The sequence below is a fragment of the Undibacterium sp. Ji49W genome (assembly GCF_049340205.1).
Classification (GTDB): Bacteria; Pseudomonadota; Gammaproteobacteria; order Burkholderiales; family Burkholderiaceae_D; genus Undibacterium.
In genome coordinates this window covers 205,790-229,072 of record NZ_JBMPOW010000008.1, presented here as the reverse complement: position 1 = coordinate 229,072, position 23,283 = coordinate 205,790, and the positions used below count along the sequence as shown (strand labels likewise).

General features: G+C 51.2%; 19 protein-coding genes. 13 read left to right on the top strand and 6 right to left on the bottom strand.

Translation table 11 applies throughout. The features are described 5' to 3' along the window. Positions 1 to 18: 18 nt before the first annotated feature. The 5 genes from ACO0LK_RS12195 to glyQ form a co-directional block, all read right to left on the bottom strand. Positions 19 to 933 (bottom strand): M48 family metallopeptidase, encoded by a 915-nt coding sequence (locus ACO0LK_RS12195; protein ID WP_422975392.1) that lies wholly within the window; start codon positions 931 to 933, stop codon positions 19 to 21. A 173-nt stretch (positions 934 to 1,106) separates the two neighbouring features. After that, complete coding sequence (locus ACO0LK_RS12190) at positions 1,107 to 1,856, bottom strand: lysophospholipid acyltransferase family protein (protein ID WP_422975390.1); 750 nt, start codon at positions 1,854 to 1,856, stop codon at positions 1,107 to 1,109. Between the two features lie 32 nt (positions 1,857 to 1,888). Further along, positions 1,889 to 2,452, bottom strand: a complete 564-nt coding sequence (gmhB, locus tag ACO0LK_RS12185; RefSeq protein WP_422975388.1) for a D-glycero-beta-D-manno-heptose 1,7-bisphosphate 7-phosphatase — start codon at positions 2,450 to 2,452, stop codon at positions 1,889 to 1,891. 109 nt (positions 2,453 to 2,561) lie between these two features. Further along, positions 2,562 to 4,646, bottom strand: a complete 2,085-nt coding sequence (gene glyS, locus ACO0LK_RS12180) for a glycine--tRNA ligase subunit beta (RefSeq protein WP_422975386.1) — start codon at positions 4,644 to 4,646, stop codon at positions 2,562 to 2,564. A 69-nt stretch (positions 4,647 to 4,715) separates the two neighbouring features. Then, positions 4,716 to 5,678, bottom strand: coding sequence for a glycine--tRNA ligase subunit alpha (glyQ, locus tag ACO0LK_RS12175; protein ID WP_230412239.1), 963 nt, complete (start codon positions 5,676 to 5,678; stop codon positions 4,716 to 4,718). Between the two features lie 393 nt (positions 5,679 to 6,071). Between glyQ and ACO0LK_RS12170 the strand changes: the two genes are divergently transcribed. The 12 genes from ACO0LK_RS12170 (at position 6,072) to ACO0LK_RS12115 (ending at position 21,083) form a co-directional block, all read left to right on the top strand. Continuing rightward, positions 6,072 to 8,555 carry an EAL domain-containing protein gene (locus ACO0LK_RS12170; protein WP_422975384.1) on the top strand — a complete coding sequence of 828 codons (2,484 nt, stop codon included), beginning with the start codon at positions 6,072 to 6,074 and terminating at the stop codon, positions 8,553 to 8,555. Continuing rightward, positions 8,548 to 8,820, top strand: coding sequence for a hypothetical protein (locus ACO0LK_RS12165; protein WP_422975382.1), 273 nt, complete (start codon positions 8,548 to 8,550; stop codon positions 8,818 to 8,820). Before ACO0LK_RS12170 ends, ACO0LK_RS12165 begins: the two co-directional genes overlap by 8 nt. Positions 8,821 to 9,049: 229 nt before the next feature. Further along, positions 9,050 to 9,676 carry a 3'-5' exonuclease gene (locus ACO0LK_RS12160; protein ID WP_422975380.1) on the top strand — a complete coding sequence of 209 codons (627 nt, stop codon included), beginning with the start codon at positions 9,050 to 9,052 and terminating at the stop codon, positions 9,674 to 9,676. 60 nt (positions 9,677 to 9,736) lie between these two features. Beyond that, positions 9,737 to 10,507 (top strand): hypothetical protein, encoded by a 771-nt coding sequence (locus ACO0LK_RS12155; RefSeq protein WP_422975378.1) that lies wholly within the window; start codon positions 9,737 to 9,739, stop codon positions 10,505 to 10,507. A 131-nt stretch (positions 10,508 to 10,638) separates the two neighbouring features. Further along, positions 10,639 to 13,740 (top strand): prolyl oligopeptidase family serine peptidase, encoded by a 3,102-nt coding sequence (locus tag ACO0LK_RS12150; protein WP_422975376.1) that lies wholly within the window; start codon positions 10,639 to 10,641, stop codon positions 13,738 to 13,740. A 1,058-nt stretch (positions 13,741 to 14,798) separates the two neighbouring features. Further along, positions 14,799 to 15,650, top strand: coding sequence for a hypothetical protein (locus ACO0LK_RS12145; protein ID WP_422975374.1), 852 nt, complete (start codon positions 14,799 to 14,801; stop codon positions 15,648 to 15,650). A gap of 29 nt (positions 15,651 to 15,679) precedes the next feature. Continuing rightward, entirely contained in the window at positions 15,680 to 16,873 is a 1,194-nt protein-coding gene (locus ACO0LK_RS12140) for an acyltransferase family protein (RefSeq protein WP_422975372.1), read from the top strand. Between the two features lie 151 nt (positions 16,874 to 17,024). After that, on the top strand, positions 17,025 to 18,422 hold the full coding sequence (locus tag ACO0LK_RS12135; protein ID WP_422975370.1) for a dicarboxylate/amino acid:cation symporter: 1,398 nt from the start codon (positions 17,025 to 17,027) through the stop codon (positions 18,420 to 18,422). 368 nt (positions 18,423 to 18,790) lie between these two features. Then, complete coding sequence (locus ACO0LK_RS12130) at positions 18,791 to 19,465, top strand: hypothetical protein (protein WP_422975368.1); 675 nt, start codon at positions 18,791 to 18,793, stop codon at positions 19,463 to 19,465. Between the two features lie 57 nt (positions 19,466 to 19,522). Next, a complete protein-coding gene (locus ACO0LK_RS12125) occupies positions 19,523 to 19,912 on the top strand; it encodes an ArsR/SmtB family transcription factor (RefSeq protein WP_422975366.1) in 390 nt (129 codons plus the stop codon). After that, positions 19,905 to 20,396: an SRPBCC family protein gene (locus ACO0LK_RS12120; RefSeq protein WP_422975364.1), complete on the top strand. Its 492-nt coding sequence runs from the start codon at positions 19,905 to 19,907 to the stop codon at positions 20,394 to 20,396. The genes ACO0LK_RS12125 and ACO0LK_RS12120 overlap by 8 nt, the downstream gene beginning before the upstream one ends. A 15-nt stretch (positions 20,397 to 20,411) precedes the next feature. Then, positions 20,412 to 21,083 (top strand): Asp/Glu/hydantoin racemase, encoded by a 672-nt coding sequence (locus ACO0LK_RS12115; RefSeq protein WP_422975362.1) that lies wholly within the window; start codon positions 20,412 to 20,414, stop codon positions 21,081 to 21,083. 38 nt (positions 21,084 to 21,121) lie between these two features. Here the strand turns inward: ACO0LK_RS12115 and ACO0LK_RS12110 are convergent, their stop codons facing one another. Next, on the bottom strand, positions 21,122 to 21,895 hold the full coding sequence (locus tag ACO0LK_RS12110; protein WP_422975360.1) for a VOC family protein: 774 nt from the start codon (positions 21,893 to 21,895) through the stop codon (positions 21,122 to 21,124). A gap of 293 nt (positions 21,896 to 22,188) precedes the next feature. Between ACO0LK_RS12110 and ACO0LK_RS12105 the strand changes: the two genes are divergently transcribed. Continuing rightward, positions 22,189 to 23,130 carry a polysaccharide deacetylase family protein gene (locus ACO0LK_RS12105; protein ID WP_422975358.1) on the top strand — a complete coding sequence of 314 codons (942 nt, stop codon included), beginning with the start codon at positions 22,189 to 22,191 and terminating at the stop codon, positions 23,128 to 23,130. Positions 23,131 to 23,283 lie beyond the last annotated feature (153 nt).

Below are 23,283 nucleotides of genomic sequence, written 5' to 3'. Positions count from 1 at the left end.
AGGATTGGCAATCAAGACTTAAAAGGCGGGCAGATCGGCGCTGGCATGTTGGCGCAACTTGTTGCGTGCCAGTTCAAAGTCGGGGAATACGGATTGTACCGTCGCCCAGAAACGCGGACTGTGATTCATTTCCCGCAGATGTGCCAGTTCATGCGCGACGACATAGTCAATAATCATCGGTGAAAAATGGATCAGTCGCCAGTTCAGGCGTATTTTTCCTTGTGAGGTACAAGAACCCCAGCGCGTGGTCGCTGCTGACAGCGCCATGCTCTGATAGCGTACATTCAGTTTTTCTGCAAAGACCGGCAGGCGTTCATTGAATACCCGTTTGGCCTCCTGCTGCAACCAGGCTTGTACACGGTCTTTCAACTGCTGTTCGCCTGCATCGGAAGGAAGGTTGATGATCAGCGTACCCTGGTCTGCCAGGAAATGGGTGCCACTGACAGAGGCTGGCGCTATCTGTAGCGTGATCTCGCCACCCAGATAGGGGAGTTTTGCGCCATCCTTCCAGTGCATTTTTGGTTCCAGCTGACGCTGCGTACGGTCCCGGCGCTCGGTCAGCTTGCGCAATATCCAGCTTTGTTTCTCGTGTATGGCTGTTTCAATATCAGCTACGGTCACCCAGCGCGGTGCCGTGATGCGCAAGCCATCTTCATTGATCAGAAAACCGATGCTGCGGCGTTTCGAACGCTGCAAATCATATTCGAGCAAATAATCCTGTATCAGGATGCGCCGCTTGTTGCTGGTGTTGACAAAGGTGGACGGTGGCGGCACTGACGGACGCACTTCATCCTTCTGGATACTGTCTTTGGCTGGAGTGGGGGGACTGGCAGGTGCGGGACGCAGTTTGTCCGGCACCAGAAAATCACTGAATAAATCCAGTTGCAAAGCCATTTGTATGGCTTTGCCAATAGATGGAATGCGGGGTTTCATTTCAGCCTGGGTAATCCTGATTCAATATCACATGGAACTTTTGGTCAGCATTTTTTGCTGACATATTCAATAGTGTGACCTATTTTCAGGGTTTCGTGTTTTTGTGGCTGAAATTGAGAATTTCTTGAGAACAGAGGGAGTGGGCCGACGCAGATCGCATCAGCCCGGATAGCTTATTTGGCTTGCTCAGATTGATACACCTGCGGTGAAATCACGCGCATTTCTGCTTCTATCCATTTTTCCACTTCAGCCATTAACTCAACCGCATTCATGTCATTCGGCGGAATCGGCTTGCCGACGGATACAGTGACTGTACCTGGCAATTTGGTGAAAGAGTTTTTGGGCCAGCATTCGCCAGAATTTACCGCGACAGGTACAACAGGCGTATTGGTTTCCACTGCCAGACGGGCACCGCCGCCTTTGTACTGGCCTTTTTTACCAACCGGGATACGCGTACCTTCGGGGAACATGATGATCCACTGACCATCGGCCAGGCGCTTGCGGCCCTGGGTGACGACGTGGGCGAAGGCATCCTTGCCCTTGCTGCGGTCGATAGGAATCATGCGCAGCATGGATATTGCCCAGCCAAAGAAAGGGATATAGGTGATTTCTTTTTTGAAGACGAATACCAGCGGGCGTGGTGTTGCCATCAACAGAAAGATGGTTTCCCAGGCTGACTGATGTTTACATAGCAGAATGGCCGGTCCATCAGGGAAATTTTCAAAGCCTTTGGTCTGGTAGCGTATACCGCAAATGACTTTTGCTGCCCAGATAATGGTGACATTCCAGCGGGCCGTGATGTAATAGCGCTGGTTATACGGCAAAAACGCAAACAGCATGCTGATGGGGGCCCAGACGATGGTCACTATGCCCATTACCAGCAAGAATATCAGTGAGCGTACAAAAAGGGTAAAACGAAGCATGTAGTCTCCAGTTGCGGCGATGCTGAACGCGTTCAGATCGCGATATTAAATTCGGATGGTGAGTTTTCCACCAGTTTGTCGACCATCGCTGCCAGGTCGGGATAGACCTGCGTGCCAGGCGGCAGTCCACCTTTTTCCTGGGTCTTGGCACCCTTGCCGGTCAATACCAGATGCGGGATACAGCCGACAACAAAACCCGATTGCAGATCGCGCAGCGAATCGCCTACGCAATGCACACCTTTCAGATTAATGTCATAGCGGCGTGCAATTTCCTGCAACATGCCGGGCTTGGGTTTGCGACAGTCGCAGTTTTCATCGGCCATATGCGGGCAGAAAAAAATCGCATCGATGGTGGCACCCAGTTGTTGAGCTGCAGTATGCATTTTCTGGTGTATGGCATTCAGGGTCGCCATATCAAACAATTTGCGGCCCACGCCAGACTGATTGGTGGCCACGACCACGCGGTAACCCGCCTGGTTCAGGCGAGCAATTGCCTGTAGCGAACCGGGAATGGGTTTCCATTCTTCGGGTGACTTGATAAAGTCATCCGAATCCTGATTGATGACGCCATCCCGGTCAAGAATGATGAGTTTCATAGCCTGTCCTTCTCATTGGTCATCAGTTTGCGTAAGCTTGCAACAGTAGTACCGGTGTTCTCGGCACTACTGTCATCTGCATGGTCTTGGTTTGTACTATATAACTTTATCAGGCAGCCAGCTTGGAAATGTCGGCTACCTGATTCATCATGCCGTGCAGGCTGGCCAGCAATGCCAGGCGGTTGTTACGCAAGGCCAGGTCTTCTGCATTCACCATCACATCATTGAAGAAACTGTCCACGGCTGCACGCAGCGCGGCCAGGGTTTTCAGGGCGCTGGTGAAGTCGCCTTTGGCAAAGGCTGCATCCACTTCCGGTTTGACATCGGCCATTGCTTTGGCCAGCGCCTGTTCTGCAGCTTCCTGCAACAGCGATGGATTCACCGCGCCTGGTGCAGCTTCGGCCTTCTTGAGGATATTGGTAATACGCTTGTTGGCAGCTGCCAGCGCTTCTGATTCTGGCAGGGCAGCAAAGGCTTGTACGGCTTGCAGGCGTTCAACGATGTTATCCAGCGTGTCTGGTTGCTGGGCAACTACGGCTTCCACTTCACTTTGTGAAAAACCCTTGTCACGCAATTGACCACGCAGGCGATCAAACAGGAAGTTCAACACGTCGGCTGTCGGATCAGTGAAATTGGCATTGCCAGCGAACAGTGCTACCGCTTGTGTCAGCAAGGTGTTCAGCGACAGGTTCAGGCGTTTTTCTACCAGCATGCGCAAGATGCCCAGCGCATGGCGACGCAGCGCAAATGGGTCACGGTCACCGGTAGGCTGCAAGCCTATGCCCCAGATCCCGACCAGGGTTTCCAGTTTGTCTGCCAGGGCTACGGCGGTACCTGTCAGCGTTGCTGGCAGCGCATCACCGGCGAAACGTGGCTGATAATGTTCAGATGCAGCAGCGGCGACATCAGCATGCTCGCCATCGTGCTGGGCATAGTAGGTACCCATGATGCCTTGCAGCTCAGGGAATTCACCCACCATGTCGGTCAGCAAATCGGTCTTGGCCAGCAGGGCGGCGCGTTCGGTCAGGGTGACATCGCCGTTCAGGCCGGCAGCAATCTGTCCTGCCAGGGTTTTAACGCGTTGCGTACGTTCTGCCTGGCTACCCAGTTTATTGTGATAGACCACATTTGCCAGCAAAGGCAGGCGTGATTCCAGGGTCTTTTTCTTGTCTTGCTCAAAGAAGAATTTAGCATCTGACAGGCGTGGACGCACGACGCGTTCATTACCCTGGATGATATGTTGCGGGTCGCTGGTTTCCAGGTTCGAGACGATAAGGAAACGTGAACGCAATTTTCCATTGGCATCCGTCAGGGCAAAATATTTCTGGTTGGTCTGCATGGTCAGGATCAGACATTCTTGCGGTACCGCCAAAAATTCCTGCTCGAAATTGCATTCATACACGACTGGCCATTCCACCAGGGCAGTGACTTCATCCAGCAGAGCTTCTGGCATCAGTACCTGATCGCCACCGGCTTTGCCCAGCAGGGCAGCACGTATCTGTTCTTTACGCTCATTGAAGCTGGCGATGACCTTGCCTTCGGTTTTCAGACTGGCGGCATAGTCTTCAGCCTTGGCAATACTGACTTCACCAGCAGACAGGAAACGATGGCCTTTGGTAATGCGGTCGCTGTTCAAACCCAGCAAAGACAGGGGTACGATATCGGCACCATGCAGGGCAATGATTTTGTGCACAGGGCGCACAAAATGCACAGTCTCGCCATCAGGACGCTGGTAGCTCATGACTTTAGGAATAGGTAGCTTGCCTATGGTTTCTTCCAGCGCAGTTTGTACTGCCGGTGCCAGCGCGGTACCTGCGGCTGTATAGCTGTAGAAGAAGCTCTCCGCCTTGCCATCAACAGCACGTTCCAGATCACTGACTTGCAAATTGGGAAAGCCCAGCGCTGCCAGTTTCTTGGCCAGCGGTGGTGTGGCATTGCCCGCTGCATCCAGTGCAACGGATACCGGCAAGACTTTTTCACGCATCAGTTTGTCTGGCGATGTGGCACGTACGCCTGTGATACTGACCGCCAGGCGGCGTGGTGATGCATAGCTGGTGGCGACGGATTCAGCTTCCAGGAAATCGCGTGATTTCAAGCCAGATACGATGCCGGCGCTGAATGCTTCACCCAGTTTGGCCAGTGCCTTGGGTGGCAACTCTTCGGTAAATAATTCTACTAACAGTGTTTGGCTCATGTTTCTTATCCTACGTTCCGGCGCTGTGCCAGAATCTGTTTAATGATGTTCTTGTTGGCTATGCGGTGCTTATGCAGCGGCGACTGTAGTTGTAGTTACAGCGGCGGGAGCAGGCTTGTGCCTGTCATCCGCAGCGCACATGGGGAAGCCCAGTGCTTCACGCGATGCATAGTAAGCCGCAGCCACGGCACGTGACAGATTGCGGATGCGGCCTATGTAGGCGGCACGCTCGGTCACGGATATCGCTCCACGCGCATCCAGCAAGTTGAAGGTATGTGCAGCCTTCAAAATCATTTCATAGGCTGGCAGCGCCAGCGATTTCTCGGTCACTTCCAGCAGGCGCTTGGCTTCTGCTTCGTAGTTGGTGAATAAAGAGAACAGGAAATCGGTATTGGAATATTCAAAATTGAAGGTCGATTGTTCGACTTCATTTTGATGGAAGACGTCGCCATAAGACAGGCGCACGGTCTGGCCATTCTCTTCACGTTCTGTCCATACCAGGTCGTATACATTTTCCACGCCTTGCAAATACATGGCCAGACGTTCGATGCCGTAAGTAATTTCACCCAGGATAGGCTTGCAATCAATGCCGCCGACTTGCTGAAAATAAGTGAACTGCGTGACTTCCATGCCATTGAGCCAGACTTCCCAGCCCAAACCCCAGGCACCCAGGGTAGGGTTTTCCCAGTCATCTTCCACAAAGCGAATGTCGTTTTGCTGCAAATCCAGACCCAGGGCTTTCAATGAACCCAGGTACAGATCAAGAATATTTTCCGGTGCCGGTTTCAACACCACCTGATACTGGTAATAGTGTTGCAGACGGTTAGGGTTTTCGCCATAGCGGCCGTCTTTAGGACGACGGGAAGGCTGTACATAGGCGGCACGCCATGGTTCCGGCCCGATGGCGCGCAGGAAAGTACCTGTGTGCGACGTACCCGCACCCACTTCCATATCGTAAGGTTGCAACAGGGCGCAGCCTTGTTTGTCCCAGTAATCTTGTAATGTCAGGATAATTTGTTGAAATGTGAGCATCGTGCTATCTGCCTTTGTCACTTCTTTAAGAAGCGATGAATAAAGTTTGCCAAACCTTAGATTTTAACGGCTTTTGCGCTGTATAGGCGAATTTGCTTGATGTTGTTTTATTAATTTTAACCTGTAGATTGTTGAAATACTAAAGACCTTTCACCCCAGAGACACAGAGGCACAGAGAAATTCAAGAGAAAACCGGAAAAGATAAAAATAGGGAAATTATTCTTTTTGTAAATATTTTTTAAAAATCTCAGCAATTTTCTATTTGTTTAAACGCAATTGCAGCATAAATAGACAGCGCTGCTTTGGCGGTTTTTGTTGCAATTCGTGTGGCTACAAGGTATAAAAATTCACTTGCCAATAAAAACAGCGTGTTGAACAGGAGACCGCAAAGCAATGGCTATTATCGACCAAACGAATGCTTTGGATGTCGAGTCACATCGGCTCGAAGAGTGGTATCTGTTGCTGGGGGAGATTTCCCATTGCCTGTGGTATTCGTCAGCGTTACCAGAGATGTTGCGTGGTTTTTGTCGCATCCTGGTGCAGCGTGCCGGTTATCTGTGTGCTGAAATCGAACTGGACCTGGGTGACAAGTCAGAAATCTATCGTTTTCGTGCTGACAGGCAAGCAGAACAAGGCACGCAATATCTGGTGTTGCCGCTACAGCATTATGGCCATGCGCTGGCGCAGTTGCGGGTGGGCGCAGAATTTGACCTTGGCAAAAGCAGTGATGCCTACAATATACTCAGCCGCTTCGCAAAAGAACTGGCGCACGCCGTTCACTCCCTGAGTAGCACACATGAACGCCATGATTTACAAGACAATATGGAAATGCTGGCATTGTCTGTGCAGCAAAGTCCATTTGCCGTGGTGATCACCAATGCCGGCGGCGAACTGGAATATGGCAATGACAGCTTTTGCCGCATTTCTGGCTATCAGCTCAGTGAAGTCCTGGGCCAGCATGTGTTCTGGAATTCTGGTGATCCAGCGGACGAGAAAGTCATGCGGGTTATTCTTGCCCTGAAAGTCGGTGAACACTGGCAGGGTGAAGTGCTCAGCCATCGCAAGGACGGTACGACGTATTGGGAAAGGCAGATCGTCAGCCCGCTCTGCAATACGGATGGGGTGATCACACATCTGGTTGCCGTCAAGCAGGACATCACTGACAGTAAATTCCAATTGAAGGAAGTCGAGCAGGCTTTGCTCTTGCGCGAACAGGCACTGGTGTCGAGCAGCAATGGCATCATGATTACCCGTAGCGATGACAGCGATCATTCGATTGTCTATGTGAACCCGGCTTTCGAGAAAATCACCGGCTACACGGCGCAGGAAGTTATAGGGCGGGAAGGGCGCTTCCTGGTCCGGGAAGATCTGGCCCAGCCTGATTTGCAAGAGATACGCTCTGCCCTGCGTGAAAAAAGAGCGGGTTGCGCGCTATTGCGCAATTACCGCAAGGATGGTACACAGTTCTGGAATGAATTGCACATTTCACCCGTCAAGGATGCCAGTGGTGCAGCCACCACGCATTTCGTCAGTGTCATCAATGATGTCAGCGAACGTGTCAATTACCAGAAAGAGCTGGAATACCAGGCCACGCATGACAGTCTGACCGGTCTCGCCAATCGCAATTTATTAAATGACCGCATCACCCAGGCTATTGCCTGGGCCAAACGCCAGGATCTGTCGGTGGGCCTGATGCTGCTTGATCTGGATCACTTCAAACTCATCAACGATGCATCCGGTCATGGTGCTGGCGATGAAATGCTGAAACAGGTTGCGCAAAGGCTCAGTCACTGTGTGCGCGAAACCGATACCGTCGCCCGCCTGGGCGGAGATGAGTTTGTCGTCATACTCACCGATTTGCCTGAAACCAGTGATGTGGATGTTGTTGCCGAAAAAATCCTGGGTGCATTGTCGCGCCCGTTTGAAATCGATGGACATGATGTATTTGTGACGGCTAGTATCGGCATTTCCCTGTACCCCAGGGACGGTGACCATGGCGAGATACTGTTGCGCTATGCCGATATCGCCATGTACCGCGTCAAGGAACATGGACGTAACAGCGTGCGCCAGTTTATCCCTGAAATGGGTGTGACAGCCATCAGCCGCCTGAACATGGAGGGTGCCTTGCGACGCGGGCTGGAGCGGCATGAATTTACCCTGCATTACCAGCCCAAGATAGAACTGGCCAGTGGCCGTATTGTTGGTGCCGAGGCGCTGGTGCGCTGGCATCACCCGCAGATAGGCTTGATACACCCTATAGAATTTATTCCACTGGCAGAAGAAACCGGGCTGATCATACCCCTGGGCGAATGGGTTCTGGCCGAAGCCTGCCGGCAGCAGGTGAGCTGGAAAAAAGCCGGTCTGGCAGACCTGAAAATTGCCGTCAATATGTCGCCCCGGCAGTTCCGGCAAGAAGACCTGTCCGAACGGGTGGCCAGTATTTTTACTGAAACCGGTGCCGATCCCGCACAAGTCACACTGGAACTGACCGAGAGCATGGTGATGCAGGATGTCAGCAGCACCCTGGTGGCACTGCGTGCTTTAAAAAATCTCGGTCTTTCCATTTCGCTTGATGATTTTGGTACCGGCTATTCCAGTCTGTCCTACTTGCGGCGCTTTCCTATTGATGAACTGAAGATCGATAAGTCCTTCATCAACGATATCCATGAAAACCCGGACGATGCAGCCATTGCCAGCGCCATCATTGCGATGGCGCTGAGCCTGGGTCTGAGCGTGGTTGCCGAAGGAGTTGAGAAGAAAGAGCAGGCTGAACTTTTGCGCAAAATGGGCTGCAACCAGGTGCAGGGTTATTATTTTGGCCGCCCCATGGATGCTGCCGGTTTTACTATCAAATTCCGCGAGCACGTCAATGAATAAACTACTCTGGCGCACCGGAAAAGTGACAGAATTGCCAGACTTGCTGATGCTGGCAACCCTGGAGAAGTCGGCTGCCGTTGGCGCGGCCACGGTCTACCATTTCAAGCATGACGGACAGGAAAAGCTGGCGATTTCACTGCCCGATGGTCAGGCACTGATCATTGAGGCCTTGTCCAGCAGCAGACCACGCAGACGGCGTATTGATCCTTTGAAAGCGGATCAAGCAGATGCATTGCCTGAAGCCGCTGTTTTGCCATCCGATTAGCACGCAGAACAGTACACATAACAGCACGCAGAACAGTACGAAAAGCACGAAAGGAGCGAGACCAACTATTTGTACTGATGATGTTCATATGGCAACTTCATGCTCTTTACCTGTGGTCTTTGCTGCGCATGTTACGAGTAAGGATATCTTCAGGAAATTATAAAAAAGATATTGATTTGTTGGGTATGGGGGGCTTTAAAAAGGAATTTCCAGATTTTTTCAAGCTGTGTTGCCCACTGCGACAGCCAGATACCCGCATTTCCCTTATCATGCTGGCATGACAGAAGATCAGGTAATTTCCCTCCCCCCTTACCCGGGCATACAGGCCAGTGACGTGTTCCTGGTACAGACAGCAGCAGATGCTGAACAGGCGTACGCGCATATGTGTGATGCCGATATCCTGGGTTTTGATACCGAATCCAAGCCGGTCTTTTTTAAAGGCCAGCAATCCGATGGTCCCCATCTGATACAACTGGCAACCGACACCAGGGCGTATTTGTTTCCAGTGGTGAAGGCCATCAATACCGATGCCGTACGCGCCTTGCTCGAATCCAAAGTAATACTGAAGGTTGGTTTTGGCCTGGGTGATGATGTTAAAAGACTAAAAATCAAGCTGGGCATCACCCCGTTGAATGTCCTTGACCTGGCACGCGTCATGCGCGAAAGCAAGCAGCGTGACATGGGAGCCAAGGCGGCAGTTGCCAAATTTTTTGGCATGAATCTGCAAAAATCAAAGAAAACTTCAACCTCCAACTGGGCTGCTCCATTGAATGACAGGCAAATCATGTATGCCGCCAATGATGCACAAGTGGCATTGCTGGTTTACCGCAAATGGTTATCCGGTCGTCCAGGCTGAACTATTCCGCGTAGCGATGGTCTGACCCGGCTGATTCTTGAATAATGCAATGGGGATTTCATGTCGCTAAAAAAGAAGTTGCTGGTATTGAGTGCGACCTGCCTGCTCAGTGCGGCCGCTACTGCGGCCAGAGCCGATGGATTGAGTGACCTGAAAGCTGCTTTGGCCCGTTTGCCAGGACAATCGCCAGTCAAAGCCCTGGTCGAAGCAAAAACCTGGAGTCGCCAGGGCGAAGGTAAAGAGCAGGAAGAACAGAACGGTCAGGCCAGCATCCTGCTGGAAGACAGCCCGCGTGGCTTGCAGCTCTTGTTTGGCAAGGATTTGCTGGCCCGGCTGGAAGTGGAAGAACGCGCGCGTGAAAAAGACCCCAAAGCCAAAACCCCCGGTCTGGCTGCCATACGCGAAGTCAATGCATCCGAATTGCGCCCCATGATTTCAGCGGTGGGCAATCTGACGCGGGCAATGGAAAAAGCCATATTCAAAACCGAAAAGACAGAAACCTACAATGGCAAGTCGGCACGCTTGCTGAGCTTCGATATACCAGTCGACAAGCTGACCGAAAAAGAACGCAAGTACGTAAAGAAATTTGAAGGCAGCCTGGATATCTGGATCGCTGCTGATGGCACCCCCATTGCCAGTCGCATGCATCAGGCTATTTCAGGACGTGCATTTGTCGTCATCAGTTTCGAAACAAAAAATGAAGAAGATCTGGTCTATGGCCTGAGCGGTGATCGTCTCATCGTTATAAAAAAAGAAACGCATAACAGCGGTTCAGGTGCCGGTGAAAAAGGGGAAATGCGCGTGACAAAAACTTTGCAACTGCAATCCTGAATCACAAAATAAGCCGGATAATATAATTTTTTTTTGCAGACAACTGTGGTCCTGTCTGCTCGTGTCATTAATTTAAGTAATGCCAACCAACATCAATTAACACCAACAAAACAAGAAGAAAGGTTTTCTCAGTGAACATCGTGCATCCACGTTTTTTGCCATTTTCTGATATGCCCTCCATCCCATCTTCAACGCGCCAGCTTTGTGCCATCGCTCTGCTGATAGGTCTGAGTTTTGGTATGCATACCCCGGCTGTCCATGCGGCTGCCTTGCAGACTGAGGCTACTGTTGGCAGCGCAATCCCGGTATCTGCCAAAAAAATCATCACCCATGATGTGTATGCCAACTGGCGCAGCATACAGGGCAATGTCATCAGCCGTGATGGTAACTGGGCGGCCTATGCCCTGGTCGGACAAGAGTCGGACGGTGAGGTCGTCGTAAAGAATCTTAAGGATGGCCGCGAATGGCGTGCCCCGCGTGGTACCGCGCCAGTGTTCAGCGCAGATGGTCGCTATGTGGCTTTTGCAGTGGCTGCCACACGCGTGGAACTGGACAAGGCAAAGAAAGAAAAGAAGAAAGGGGATGACCTTCCCAAATCTGGCCTGGGTATCATGGACCTTGCCACTGGTAAAGTCGAACATATAGAACGCGTCAAGCGTTTCGCCTGGCCGGAAGAAGGTGGCAATTTCCTCGCCGTCTTGCTGGATGCACCGAAAGAAGTAAAGAAAGACGCGAAGAAAGAAGCAGAAGCTGCCAGCAAGGATGATGAGTATGCTGACAATGATCAACAGGCCGCTGCTGCGGCTGCCGCTGCCGCGGCTGCCGCTGCCGCCAAGAAAAAAGAATCAGGCACAGAATTTTTGTTGATTGACGTCGCCAATGCGAAACGCACTAGCTACAAGGACGTGGCAGATTTTACCTGGGCCAAGAATGGTGAATTGCTGGCCTTTAATGTGCTGACCAAAGATGCCACCAAAGAAGGTGCGCGCGAAGGTATTTATCTCGTCAGCCCACAAGAAACCACGGCACGCTACATCATGGCAGGCGCGGGCAGCTACAAACACCTGCGCTTTGATGAGGCAGGACGCCAACTGGCCTTTGTCAGCAATCGCGACGACCTGGCGAAGAAACGTGCTGAAGCCGATAAGGCCGGAAAAAAAAATGCTGATGCAGATAAGTCTGATAAGTCTGATAAAGCAGACAAGGACATCACCGCCTTCAACCTGTATTACTGGCGTGCTGGCGATACAGAAGCCAAAGCCATCGTCACGGCAGACACAGCAGGTTTGCCAGCTGGCTGGTTACCCAGTGAACACGGTAGCCTGAGTTTCAGCAAGGATGGACAGCGCCTGTTCTTTGGTACCGCAGAACTGGCAAAGGCCGATCCTAAAGATGCACCAGAGCCATTCAAGGTTGATCTCTGGCACTGGAAGGACCCCGAGCTGCAATCCATGCAAAAGGTCAAGGCAGAAAAAGAAAAACAGCGTAGCTACAAGGCCGTATTCCATGTAGGCGAACAACGTTTCGTGCAGCTCGCCAATAAAACCATTCCCAATGTGCTGGTGAATGATAATCCGCGTTTTGCCATGGGTGCCAGTGATGTGCCTTACAAGATGCAACAATCCTGGGATGCCCTGTATCACGACGCCTATGCGGTAGATTTGCAAACTGGCCAGGCGCGCCTGCTGGTGCAAAAATTGCGTTACGTACCGAGCCTGTCACCTGGCGGAAAATATGTGCTGGCTTTCGATGCGAATAACAGTACCTGGTTCAGTTGGTCCACCGCCGATGGCAGCAAGACCAACCTGACCGGAAAAATCAAGGCACGCTTTGAAGATGCCAAACGTGACACGCCAGAGGTCAAGGATGCCTATGGTTTTGCTGGCTGGACTGAAGACGATGCCAGTGTGGTTTTGTATGATCAATTCGATTTGTGGGAAGTCAATCCGCAAAACCAGTCCAGTCGTAACCTGACTGCTGGTTATGGTCGCAAACATAGTCTGGAACTGCGCTATGTACCTGTCGACATGGAGAAGAAACCACCTGCCGACGAACCTTCGCCAGTTGCCGAAGCCAAGGCCTTGCCGACTGATTCTTGGATACTGGCTGCGACCAATGAAACGAATCGTTCCACTGGTTATTATCAGCAAAATCCAAAATCAGGTGAGCCAGTAAAACTGATGCACGCAGACAAAATGATTGCCGGCCTGATCAAGGCCAAGAACGCAGACACGGTCTTGTTCACGCAGCAAAGTTTTACAGAGTTTCCAGATTTATGGAGTAGTAACCTGGCTTTGCAGAACCCGCAAAAAATCAGCAATGCCAATCCGCAACAAGCCCAATTCAACTGGGGCAAGCAAGAGATGATTGAATATACCAGTCTGGATGGCAAGAAGCTGAAAGCACTGCTGGCCAAGCCTGAGAATTTTGATCCGGCAAAAAAATACCCGATGATGGTCTACATCTATGAAAACATGTCGGACAATCTGCATCGCTATGTTCCGCCTGCACCGAGTCAAAACATCAATGTCACCCGTTATCTGAGCAATGGCTACATCGTGTTGCGTCCGGACATCGTGTACAAGACCGGTCATCCAGGCAAGAGCGCCTATAACGCCGTGATACCGGCAGTACAAAAAGTGCTGGCGCAAGGCTATGTCGATCCCAAACGTGTCGGCATACAGGGTCATAGCTGGGGTGCTTACCAGATCAATTACCTGATCACCCAAACCAATATGTTCCGCGCGGTGGAAGCTGGCGCATCGATGGCGAATATGATCAGTGGTTATGGCGGCATACGCTGGGGCACCGGTATGAGCCGGGCCTTCCAGTATGAAAAACAGCAAAGTCGCATGGGTGGTGCACCCTGGAACAAGACTGCGGAATATATAGAAAATTCACCGATATTCCATATCGAAAAAGTACAGACTCCTTATCTGACTATCCACAATGATGATGACGATGCAGTACCTTGGTACCAGGCCATAGAATTTTTCACCGCCTTGCGCCAGTTGGGCAAGGAAGCCTACTGGTTCAATTTCAACGGTGAAAAGCATGGCTTGAAAGAGCGCGACAACATGAAGTATTACACCGTGCACATGGCGGAATTCTTTGACCATTATTTGCTGGGTAGCCCGCGTCCGGAATGGATGGATAAGCCGGTGCCTTATCTGGAGCGGGGGAAGAGGGATGTGATGGGGCAGTTCAAGCCTGTGGGGGCGAAGGCTGAATAGCATGGCAGGGCCATTCATGGCTCTTTGCTATCTGGCATATTGTGAACCTTGAATTGTTGTTGGCTCTTTCTCCTTCAAGGAGAAGGTGGGGATGAGGATGGGGTTTTGTCAATAGACGGCAATCATCATATCGTCGATCCTGCGCAGGATGGAGGCTACCGGGCTGGCGCTCCAGCGGCGTTCGTTGTGTGCTCCGTACTTTGATTAAATGATTGTCCTTCGTGGACACAAGCCGAGTCTCAGTCAATTAACAGCAATCATCATATCGTCGCTCCAGCGAAGGCTGGAGCCTAGTGGCGTTTGTTGTATGCCGTACTTTGATTAAATGATTGCCCTTCGTAGAACCAGGCCGGGTTCGAGGTAATCAACGGCAATCGCAGTCTCGTCGCTCCTGCGTAGGCAGGAGGCTACCGGGCTGGCGCTCCAGCGACGTTCGTTGTATATCGTACTTTGATTGAAAGATTGCCCTTCGTGGACACAAGCCGGGTCTCAGTCAATTAACAGCAATCATCATATCGTCGCTCCAGCGAAGGCTGGAGCCTAGTGGCGTTTGTTGTATGCCGTACTTTGATTAAATGATTGCCCTTCGTGGAGACAAGCCGGGTCTCGGCCCGGCGGCCGAGATACTTTCTTTTGCTTCGCCAAAATAAAGTATCCAAAGAAAAGGCGACCGCAGACTCGCCCTTCGGGTGCTTACGCTACGCTTCAGCATAATTTGTGCATCCCAAAAAATGGGAAGATCCGCAACTCGCTTCGCTCAAACATCGGATCTTCTTTTTCCATTTTCTGTGAAGCACAAATTACATCGTCCCAAGCGGATTAAAGTCAAAAACAAAAACAAAAACAAAAACAAAGCCAACAGCAACAGCCACAGCCACAGCCACAGCCTCACCACGTTTCACGCATCGTTCTTCTCAATTTCCACCTTTACAGTCCTGTACGAATTGATTGGCTATCCAGTAAGAAGCTCACAAATAAAATACAAATTTCCTTAAACAATCCAAAAAATGTCGTAAACGTACAATACATACTGCAATCAAGCGGGTAGCATCCACATCATGCATAAGACTGACATAAGCACCAAGGCGCAAACTCATATCTGGCCGGCCAGTGGGCAGGTGGCTGAGCATGTGTTGATGTATGTGGTGCGTGATACCCGTGGTAGTGGTCTGGATGGGCTGGATCAGTTGAATCATTTTCCTGCTTCGCCTTTTTGTTGCATTACCTGGATGCTGGAAGGGGAACTTGCTCTGGTGCAACAAGGTGAAGCGGAACGTGACCAGCGTTTGCCGCAGATATTTCTGGCTGGGTGTCAGAGTCAGTATGGGATTTCCGTGAATATCGGTGAGCGGCATAGTTTTATGGCGGTGTTTTATGCGGATGCTTTTCATGCCTTGTTTGAACTGGATTTATCGATAGTGCAAGATCGCTTTGTTGATGCCCGGGCAAGTTTGAATTTGCAGGGCCGGGCTTTGCTGGAAGCGGTTGCCCTGGCCAGCGATGATGCAGAACGGCGTCAACTAATAGAAAGCCATGTGGCGCAATATGCCAGTCCTTTGTGTGCCAACCCCTGGTCGCGCTTGCGCAAGATGGGGAAGAATCTGAGCCTGCGTCTGAGTTGCAGTTTGCTTGGTGTCGGTGAACGTCAGGTGCAAAGACGGGCCAGAAAGGAAGCAGGTTTACCTTTATTGGGCTTGTCCAGATTGTGGCGTGCCAAGCGCAGCCATAGCCAGATTTTGCTGGGCCTGGCACAGGGGCATGTGCCGAATTGGGCTGAACATGCCAGCACCCAGGGTTATGCCGATCAATCTCACCTGATCCGCGATTGCAAAGATATCTCAGGTCGCAGTCCACAACAATTGCTGAACGATGCCAGGAACAGGGAAAGCGACTGGATGTATCGTTTGTAGCAGTTTCCAAATCTTGAGAGCAGGAATATATGAATACTAATCAGCGCCTGCATTCCCTCGATAATCTCCGTGCCATCATGATGTGGCTGGGCATCGTGGTGCATGTGTCGGTCAATTACATGGTGAATCCGGCACCTACACCCTGGCGTGACAGTCAGACCAGTTTGCTGGCAGATTTGTTGATTATTTTTATCCACGCTTTTCGCATGCCGGTGTTTTTCATACTGGCTGGTTTCTTTGTTGCCATGCTGGCTGCACGGCGTGGAACTGCGGCCATGTTGCGGCAAAGAGTGCGCAAGCTGGTTTGGCCTTTTTTGCTGTTCTGGCCCGCACTGTCTATCGCCATGGGTTTGCTGGTGGCGGTGTATGCGCATTTGAATGCGTATGGAACGATAGGGGTGGATTTCGCGCTTATTCCGCAAATTCCGGACCGGCCCCAGGTATCGTTGCTGCATTTGTGGTTCATCTATTATCTGTTTTTGTATTGTCTGGCGTATGCTTTGCTGCTGCGCCTGTCGGTCCATGTTCCCTCTGGGTGGCAGGGAAGCTTTGCCAGAGTCTGGAAAGTACTGGGCATGAACTGGTGGGGTATATTCTTGCTGGCCTTGCCGCTGGCTGTAGCGGGTGGTTTTTATCGCAGCGGTGTTGTTACTCCGCTGGGGTCGTTTGTGCCTCATCCGGCAGAGTTGATACACAGCGGTCTATTTTTCACATTTGGTGTTTTTCTTTATCACTATCAGAGCGAGTTGCTGGAAAATTTTGCACGCAAAAGCTGGTTTTACATGATTGCTGGCTTACCAGTGTTCATCGTGTTTTTGGGTGTGATCAAGCATGTTGGTGACGCAGAACCGGTAAGCTATGGCATGCAGTGGGTAATGGCATATTTATATAATTGCGTCAGCTGGCTCTGGAGTTTTGGCCTGATTGGCGCATTCCTGCGCTATCTGCCCGGCCAGAATCGCGTGCTCACCTATATGGCCGACAGTTCTTACTGGGTCTATCTGGTACACATGCTGGGAACCATAGGATTTGGTATTTTGCTGTATCACAGCCCCCTGGGTGCGGTAGCAAGAATGACTTGCAATATCCTGCTAACGACATTGTTTTGTCTGCTCAGCTATCATTTTCTGGTGCGCCGCCGTTTTATGAAAGGTTTTTTAAATGGCGGTAAACACAAACAGCTTACTGATCCGGATACCGCAGCAATGCACCTGAACCAGTGAATCCACCAAGGGTTTACCTCACGTATCCTGCCAGCCTTGTCTTATGAGGTAAACGCATGCGCTTCTATTGAGAAATGAGTTCTAATAGAGGCGGCTTTGGTGCATGATACAGGCATCAATATAGTTGCTTCTGAGGATAGGGAATAAGGATATGCAAACTTCAAATAACAAGGCAGGTGTATCGGCATTGCCCAGTGGACATGGTGCACGCTGGTGGAAATCTTTCGGGCCGCAAATCGTGGTCGGTCTGGTCGCCGGGATACTGGTTGGTCTGGTGGCGCGTAACATGGGCACACAAGGAACAGAGGCGAACTGGTTGCAGGTTGCTCTGGGTGCGGTAGGCAATGCCTATGTTGGCTTGTTGAAACTGATGATTCCACCACTGATTCTGACTGCGGTAGTCAGCAGTATCGCCAATCTGCGGCGTTTGCAAAATGCGGCGCAATTGGCGACACAAACCCTGATCTGGTTTGCCATTACGGCTTTTATCGCTGTTGCGATCGGCTTGGCGATTGGCCTGCTGGCGAATCCGGGTGCCGGTGCCGTGGTCGACGTGACCAAGGCAGGGGCGCCATCAAGGACAGGTTCCTGGTGGGCTTTTTTAAATCAGCTGCTGCCGGGGAATATTCTTGGTATGACAGCCAGCAGTTCAGTGAAACTGGTAGGTGAGAAGGCAGTTGCCAGTACGCAGCTTGGTTTTAACGTCTTGCAGTTACTGGTGATTTCCATTGCCGTGGGGATTGCCGCAATCAAGATCGGTGATCGTGCAGAACCCTTGTTGCGTCTGGTCGATGCAGTCGGTGGCGTAGTGCAGAAAATATTATGGTGGATTATTCGCCTGGCACCCTTGGGCACGCTGGCATTGCTGGGTGATGCAGTCGCCAGTTATGGTTGGGATGCGCTGGGTTCACTCGCCAGTTTCAGTGCTTCAGTGTATGTTGGCCTGTTGCTGGTATTGTTTATTGTGTATCCTGTGCTGATACGCATCCATGGCTTGTCAGTGCGCCAGTATTTCAGCGGTGTCTGGCCAGCAGTGCAACTGGGATTTGTTTCGCGTTCATCCATGGGCACCATGCCACTGACTGAGCGTGTCACAGAACGTTATCTGGGCGTGCCACGTGAATATGCCGCTTTTGCCGTGCCCTTGGGGGCAACCACCAAGATGGATGGCTGCGCTTCGATTTATCCGGCGATTTCGGCGATTTTTATCGCGCAATTTTATGGCTTGCATCTCGATGTCACGCAATTGGGCCTGATTGCCCTGGTGTCAGTACTTGGCTCTACAGCGACTGCTGGTACGACGGGTGCAACCGTCATGTTGACGCTGACCCTGTCTACCGTTGGCTTGCCGCTTGAAGGCGTAGGTTTGTTGCTGGCGGTGGAACCCATCATCGACATGGGGCGTACTGCCGTCAATGTGGCCGGCCAGGCCCTGGTGCCAACCATTGTCGCCAAGCGTCTGGGTTTGCTGAATCTGGAACTTTACAATGCTGAACGCACGGCAGAGGCACTGGCAGCAGAACCGGTCGAATTGGCAAAGGCGGCGTAGGTGACATAGGTGACATAGATGACATAGATGACATAGATGACATAGATGACACAATCAGTTGCACGTCAGCACTGACCTACAGGGCCGTGCTGACAGGTTCCTGGGAAAATGATGGATTTGACATGTCGAAGCCATCATTTTTTTGCGGAAATTACCGGTCTTCATCTGCCCTGCAACACTATCTCAGGTTGCGCTTGTCAGCCGACTGGTATTGTTAAATACTGCCATTTAACTGGTTCCATAATCTCCGTCTCTGTCCTTTGGAGCGCGCTTCATCCCTGTTTATGAAATGCGTTATCGCCATTCCCGATGTAGCAGACGAAGTACCAGCCTTCATTTGAAAGCTGTCGATTGTGCGTGGAATTCTTTTGCTGCTTTTATTTTTGGTCTGTGCTGATGGAAGTTGCCGTCAGCAGGCCAGTGAGCGCGAGGTATTGCATTTTTCTTCTTCTCTTAGCGAAGCTGGTGAAGCCTTTGCCGACAGCAAGCGTTTGCTGGAAAAACTGTGTCATCTACATGGCCTGGTATGCAGCCTGACAGCTTACCCATCCGGACGTGCCATCAAGATGTTGCAGGATGGTGAAATCGCTGGTGAATTGCCACGGTTTGAAGAGTTTCAGAATATGGCACCAACGGCGATTCGTGTGCCTACTGCTCTGGGACAGTTGAGCTTTGGGGTGCTGACTCATGACAAGACATTCATCGTCAAATCCCTGAATGATCTGAGCAAACATAAAGTATTTTATGTACGTGGCAACGCTGCTATTGCAGCACGCAAGGAAGTGGAGCAATTAATTGCAGTCAACTCTGAACAGGATTGTGCCGGCATGGTGTTAAGAAAATTGGGTGATGCCTGCATTATGACCATGTCCATGGCGCGCAAGGTTCTTGAAGACAATCACCAAGCTGCGGATAGCTATTTCCTACAAGACCTGTTTGTGAAGCCGGTCTATATTTACCTGTCTCCCCGCTATAGATATCTGCAAGATATCTTTGATCAAAGTCTCAAGCATCTGCGGCAAGAAGAAAAAATCGCGCAATAAGTCGTTTTTAACACAAAGGTATTTACCTAAGTATTAATCTGGACTATATTAATATGCATGTCTGCTCATCATTTGCACCTCGGCACTCAGCTCGGCACTCAGCTTGATACTCAGCTAGACCAGCAACTCGACCACCTGTTTTCAGCTCTCGGTGATACGACCCGGCGAGCCGTACTGGCACGTCTGTGTCGCGGACCGGCAGCGGTGAGCGAACTGGCGCAGGATTTCGACATGGCATTGCCATCATTTACCCAGCATTTGCGGGTACTTGAAGATTCTGGCCTGGTGATGTCGGAAAAAAACGGTAGGGTCAGGACGTATCAACTGGCACCACAGGCTTTAAAAGAGGCCGAACTCTGGTTATCCCGGCAGCGCAGCGATTGGGAAAGCCGCTTTAATCAACTCGATGAATATCTGAACAACATGAAGGAGAATCGCGATGTCTGAAGTGAGTGCAGAGGAAAACAAAGAAGAAAACAAATTTGATCTGGTACTTGAACGTATCGTCGATATCCCGCCATCGCTGGCCTGGGCGGCCTGGACCACGCCTGCGCACCTGGTCGAATGGTTTACGCCAGCACCCTGGAAAACCGTAGACTGTGAAATTGATTTGAAAGCTGGCGGTATCTTCCGTACGGTCATGCGTTCACCCGAAGGTGTTGATCACGACAATACAGGCTGTTACCTGGAAGTCATTCATGGTCAGAAACTGGTATTCACCGATGCCCTTGGCCCTGGCTTTCGCCCTACCGGCAATGCGTTCATGACTGCCATCATCACATTTGAAGCCCATGACGCGGGAACAAAGTATAAGGCAGTCGTCCTGCATAAAAATGCAGAAGACAAACAGAAACATATGGACATGGGATTTCATCAGGGCTGGGGCACCGCGCTCGACCAGCTTGTCGCCCATATGAAAAAACTCAATTGAAGGAAAACCGACCGCATGCAGCATGAGCTCGCTTTTTTACATACCTCGCCTGTACATGTGGCCGGCTTTGAAGCCCTGGTGCAGGAAATGGCACCGGGACTCAAAGTGCATCATCAGGTAGCACCATCCTTGCTGGCAAGTGCCCAGCAACTGGGCGCTGCTCATACGACGGTTGTCAAGGATGTAGAGAGCGCAATGCAAGAGGCTGCGGCCAGTGGTGCACGCCTGGTAGTGTGCACATGTTCCAGCATAGGTGGCGTGGCAGAGCACATGTCAGTGCATACGGGCTTTCAAACGGCCAGAATAGATCGCGCCATGGCTGATTATGCTGTCATATTGGGCCCACGTATTTTGCTGGTGGCAGCGTTGGAAACGACCTTGTTGCCAACCACTGAATTACTGATGGAATCAGCCCATGCACTGGGCAAGCCTGTCAGCATCAGCAATTTGCTGGTCAGTGATGCATGGGCGTATTTCCTGCAAGGCGACAGCGACGCTTATCTGCAAGCGATCAGCACGGCAGTCAGAAACCAGATGCACAAGCATGCAGCCGATATCGATGTCATCGTATTGGCACAGGCATCCATGGCAGCCGCAGCACTGGCTTTGGCCGACGTAGGCAAGCAAGTCTTGTCCAGCCCCAGGCTGGGTGTCGCACGCGCAATCAGTTTTTTGCAACAAGGCTGAATACGCAAGCCGGGGCTGTGATGGCTTTATTGCGGCATTTAACTTTGCTGGTAAATCGCGAACACGGCACCTTGCGGATCGGCCAGAACCGCAAAGCGACCAGTATTGGGAATGTCGCTGGGCGCGACATAGGTGGCGGCACCCAGGGCCTGGGCTTTGGCTGCGGACGCATCACAGTCTTCCACACTGAAATACGCCAGCCAGTGTGATGGTGCCATAAGACCATCCGGCAAGGCCATCATGCCGCCTATCGGTGTGCCGTTATGCTGCCATTCCGTATAAGTCATGCCACCGCCTGTACCGGTGCTGGTACCCCAGCCAAACAAGGCGGTGTAATACGCTTCTGCCTTTGCCGTATCGCTGGTATTGAGCTGTCCCCAACAAAAGGCACCAGGTTCATTGTGGACGCCCAGACCCGTGTTCTTGCCGGGTTGCCAGATATTATGAAATGCACCGGCAGGGTCTTTCAATACCGCCATGCGGCCCAGATCATACACATCAAATGCAGGCATCACGATTTCCCCACCCAGTTCGGTACAGCGTTTTGCTGTTGCTTCCGCGTTCTCGCTGGATATATAAATCATCCAGTGCGGTGGGATGCCGGCCTGACGTTCGGCATGCAGGGTATAAGCGGCAGCGGCATCGTTACCCTTGCGCTGGAAAATGGTGTACACGCCTTCTGGTCCCATGTCCTGGTCATTGGCAGTCCAGCCGAAAAGTTCACCGTAAAATGCCTTGGCGGCCTTTTGATCATTGGTGGCAAGTTCTACCCAGCAAAATGCGCCAGGTTCGTGTGCAGTAACGGTACTCATGTTCATATCTCCTCATGTTGATATCTTCTCAGGTTGGAAGCAGAATATGTTCACAACTGTTCACTTTGGTTCACTGTGTACACTACGGACACATATCCTGGAGCGCAGAAGCGCAGGCAGAGCTTGCAGAATTATAGGCCTCCGATGTCAGATTGGAATATTTATCTACTATTGCATCAGATTGCATCAACTTATTGCTGCGCCCGGTAGTGCGTGATATTGCTATAACGCATCGTGTAAAAGCCTGGTGTTATGCTATTGCCTTGATCCGCATTTCAACTTCCTGAATCACAATGAAAATATTCCGCCACGATCTTTCCTCATTCAGTTGCAACTGCATAACGGCACTGCTGCTTTTTGTTGGCAATTGCCATGCACAGACAGTCGCTTTCACTTTTGATGATGGTCCCCAGTTGGAGCAGACACCAAAGCTCAGTCCTCAGCAACGCAATCAAGCCATGCTGGATGCCCTGGCCAGCCATGGCGTATCGGCGGCCTTGTTCGTGACGGGAGACAATGGCGCGAATCAGCCTGCCGGTTATGCGCTGGCCAAAGCCTGGTCCGATGCCGGACATGCGATAGGCAACCACAGCATGACCCACCCTGATCTGCATAGCGAGAAAGTCAGTCTGGCCCAATACCAGCAAGAAATACTCGACTGCGACAAGATCATCAGCAGCTTGTCCGGTTATCAGAAATGGTATCGCTATACCTATTTGCGCGAAGGCAATACGCCAGAAAAACGTGATGGCATGCGCAGTTTTTTAAAACAGCAAAATTATAGGAATGCCTATGTCAGCCTGGACACCAGCGACTGGCGTTTAAATGAAAAACTGACAGCAGTGCTGGAAAAAAATCCGCAAGCGGATGTGACCCCCATCAAGCTGGCTTACCTTGCCCATGTGCGACAACGCGCAGAAGCTTATCGCGCCTTGTCATGGCAATTACAGGGGCGCGATATTCCACAAATCATACTGATGCACCATAACCTCATCAATGCCATGTGGCTGGGTGATGTGATACAACAATTCCGTGACATGGGCTGGACATTTACCACGCCGGCAACAGCGTTTAAAGACCCAGTCTATCAACTGATTCCGGAACGCGCAGCGGCAGGGCAGAGTCTCTTGCTATCGATGGCAAAAACCCTGGGCTTGGGCAAGTTTGCCGGATGGGAACGACTGCTTGATGATGGCGATTTTGAAATTGAGGCATTGAAGCAACAAGGCTGGTAGCAGGCAGATAGAACACGCGCGTCACGCAAAGTGACTTTGGTATATGATTGGCAGGCACGGTGCAGCAAGCTGTTGCCTTTATGAAATGCACTGACATGCCAGAATATGACATAGCTGTTATTGCTTTGTCGGCAAGGCAGGTTCAGGGTATTT

What these genes read in the sequence shown, in the direction of transcription:
- ACO0LK_RS12135 (WP_422975370.1), top strand. Translation starts at nt 17,025, where the DNA reads ATGCAAACTTCAAATAACAAGGCAGGTGTATCGGCATTGCCCAGTGGA.
- ACO0LK_RS12110 (WP_422975360.1), bottom strand. Translation starts at nt 21,895, where the DNA reads ATGAGTACCGTTACTGCACACGAACCTGGCGCATTTTGCTGGGTAGAA.
- ACO0LK_RS12170 (WP_422975384.1), top strand. Translation starts at nt 6,072, where the DNA reads ATGGCTATTATCGACCAAACGAATGCTTTGGATGTCGAGTCACATCGG.
- glyS (WP_422975386.1), bottom strand. Translation starts at nt 4,646, where the DNA reads ATGAGCCAAACACTGTTAGTAGAATTATTTACCGAAGAGTTGCCACCC.
- ACO0LK_RS12125 (WP_422975366.1), top strand. Translation starts at nt 19,523, where the DNA reads ATGTCTGCTCATCATTTGCACCTCGGCACTCAGCTCGGCACTCAGCTT.
- ACO0LK_RS12105 (WP_422975358.1), top strand. Translation starts at nt 22,189, where the DNA reads ATGAAAATATTCCGCCACGATCTTTCCTCATTCAGTTGCAACTGCATA.
- gmhB (WP_422975388.1), bottom strand. Translation starts at nt 2,452, where the DNA reads ATGAAACTCATCATTCTTGACCGGGATGGCGTCATCAATCAGGATTCG.
- ACO0LK_RS12120 (WP_422975364.1), top strand. Translation starts at nt 19,905, where the DNA reads ATGTCTGAAGTGAGTGCAGAGGAAAACAAAGAAGAAAACAAATTTGAT.
- ACO0LK_RS12155 (WP_422975378.1), top strand. Translation starts at nt 9,737, where the DNA reads ATGTCGCTAAAAAAGAAGTTGCTGGTATTGAGTGCGACCTGCCTGCTC.
- ACO0LK_RS12165 (WP_422975382.1), top strand. Translation starts at nt 8,548, where the DNA reads ATGAATAAACTACTCTGGCGCACCGGAAAAGTGACAGAATTGCCAGAC.
- ACO0LK_RS12140 (WP_422975372.1), top strand. Translation starts at nt 15,680, where the DNA reads ATGAATACTAATCAGCGCCTGCATTCCCTCGATAATCTCCGTGCCATC.
- ACO0LK_RS12190 (WP_422975390.1), bottom strand. Translation starts at nt 1,856, where the DNA reads ATGCTTCGTTTTACCCTTTTTGTACGCTCACTGATATTCTTGCTGGTA.
- ACO0LK_RS12115 (WP_422975362.1), top strand. Translation starts at nt 20,412, where the DNA reads ATGCAGCATGAGCTCGCTTTTTTACATACCTCGCCTGTACATGTGGCC.
- ACO0LK_RS12195 (WP_422975392.1), bottom strand. Translation starts at nt 933, where the DNA reads ATGAAACCCCGCATTCCATCTATTGGCAAAGCCATACAAATGGCTTTG.
- glyQ (WP_230412239.1), bottom strand. Translation starts at nt 5,678, where the DNA reads ATGCTCACATTTCAACAAATTATCCTGACATTACAAGATTACTGGGAC.
- ACO0LK_RS12145 (WP_422975374.1), top strand. Translation starts at nt 14,799, where the DNA reads ATGCATAAGACTGACATAAGCACCAAGGCGCAAACTCATATCTGGCCG.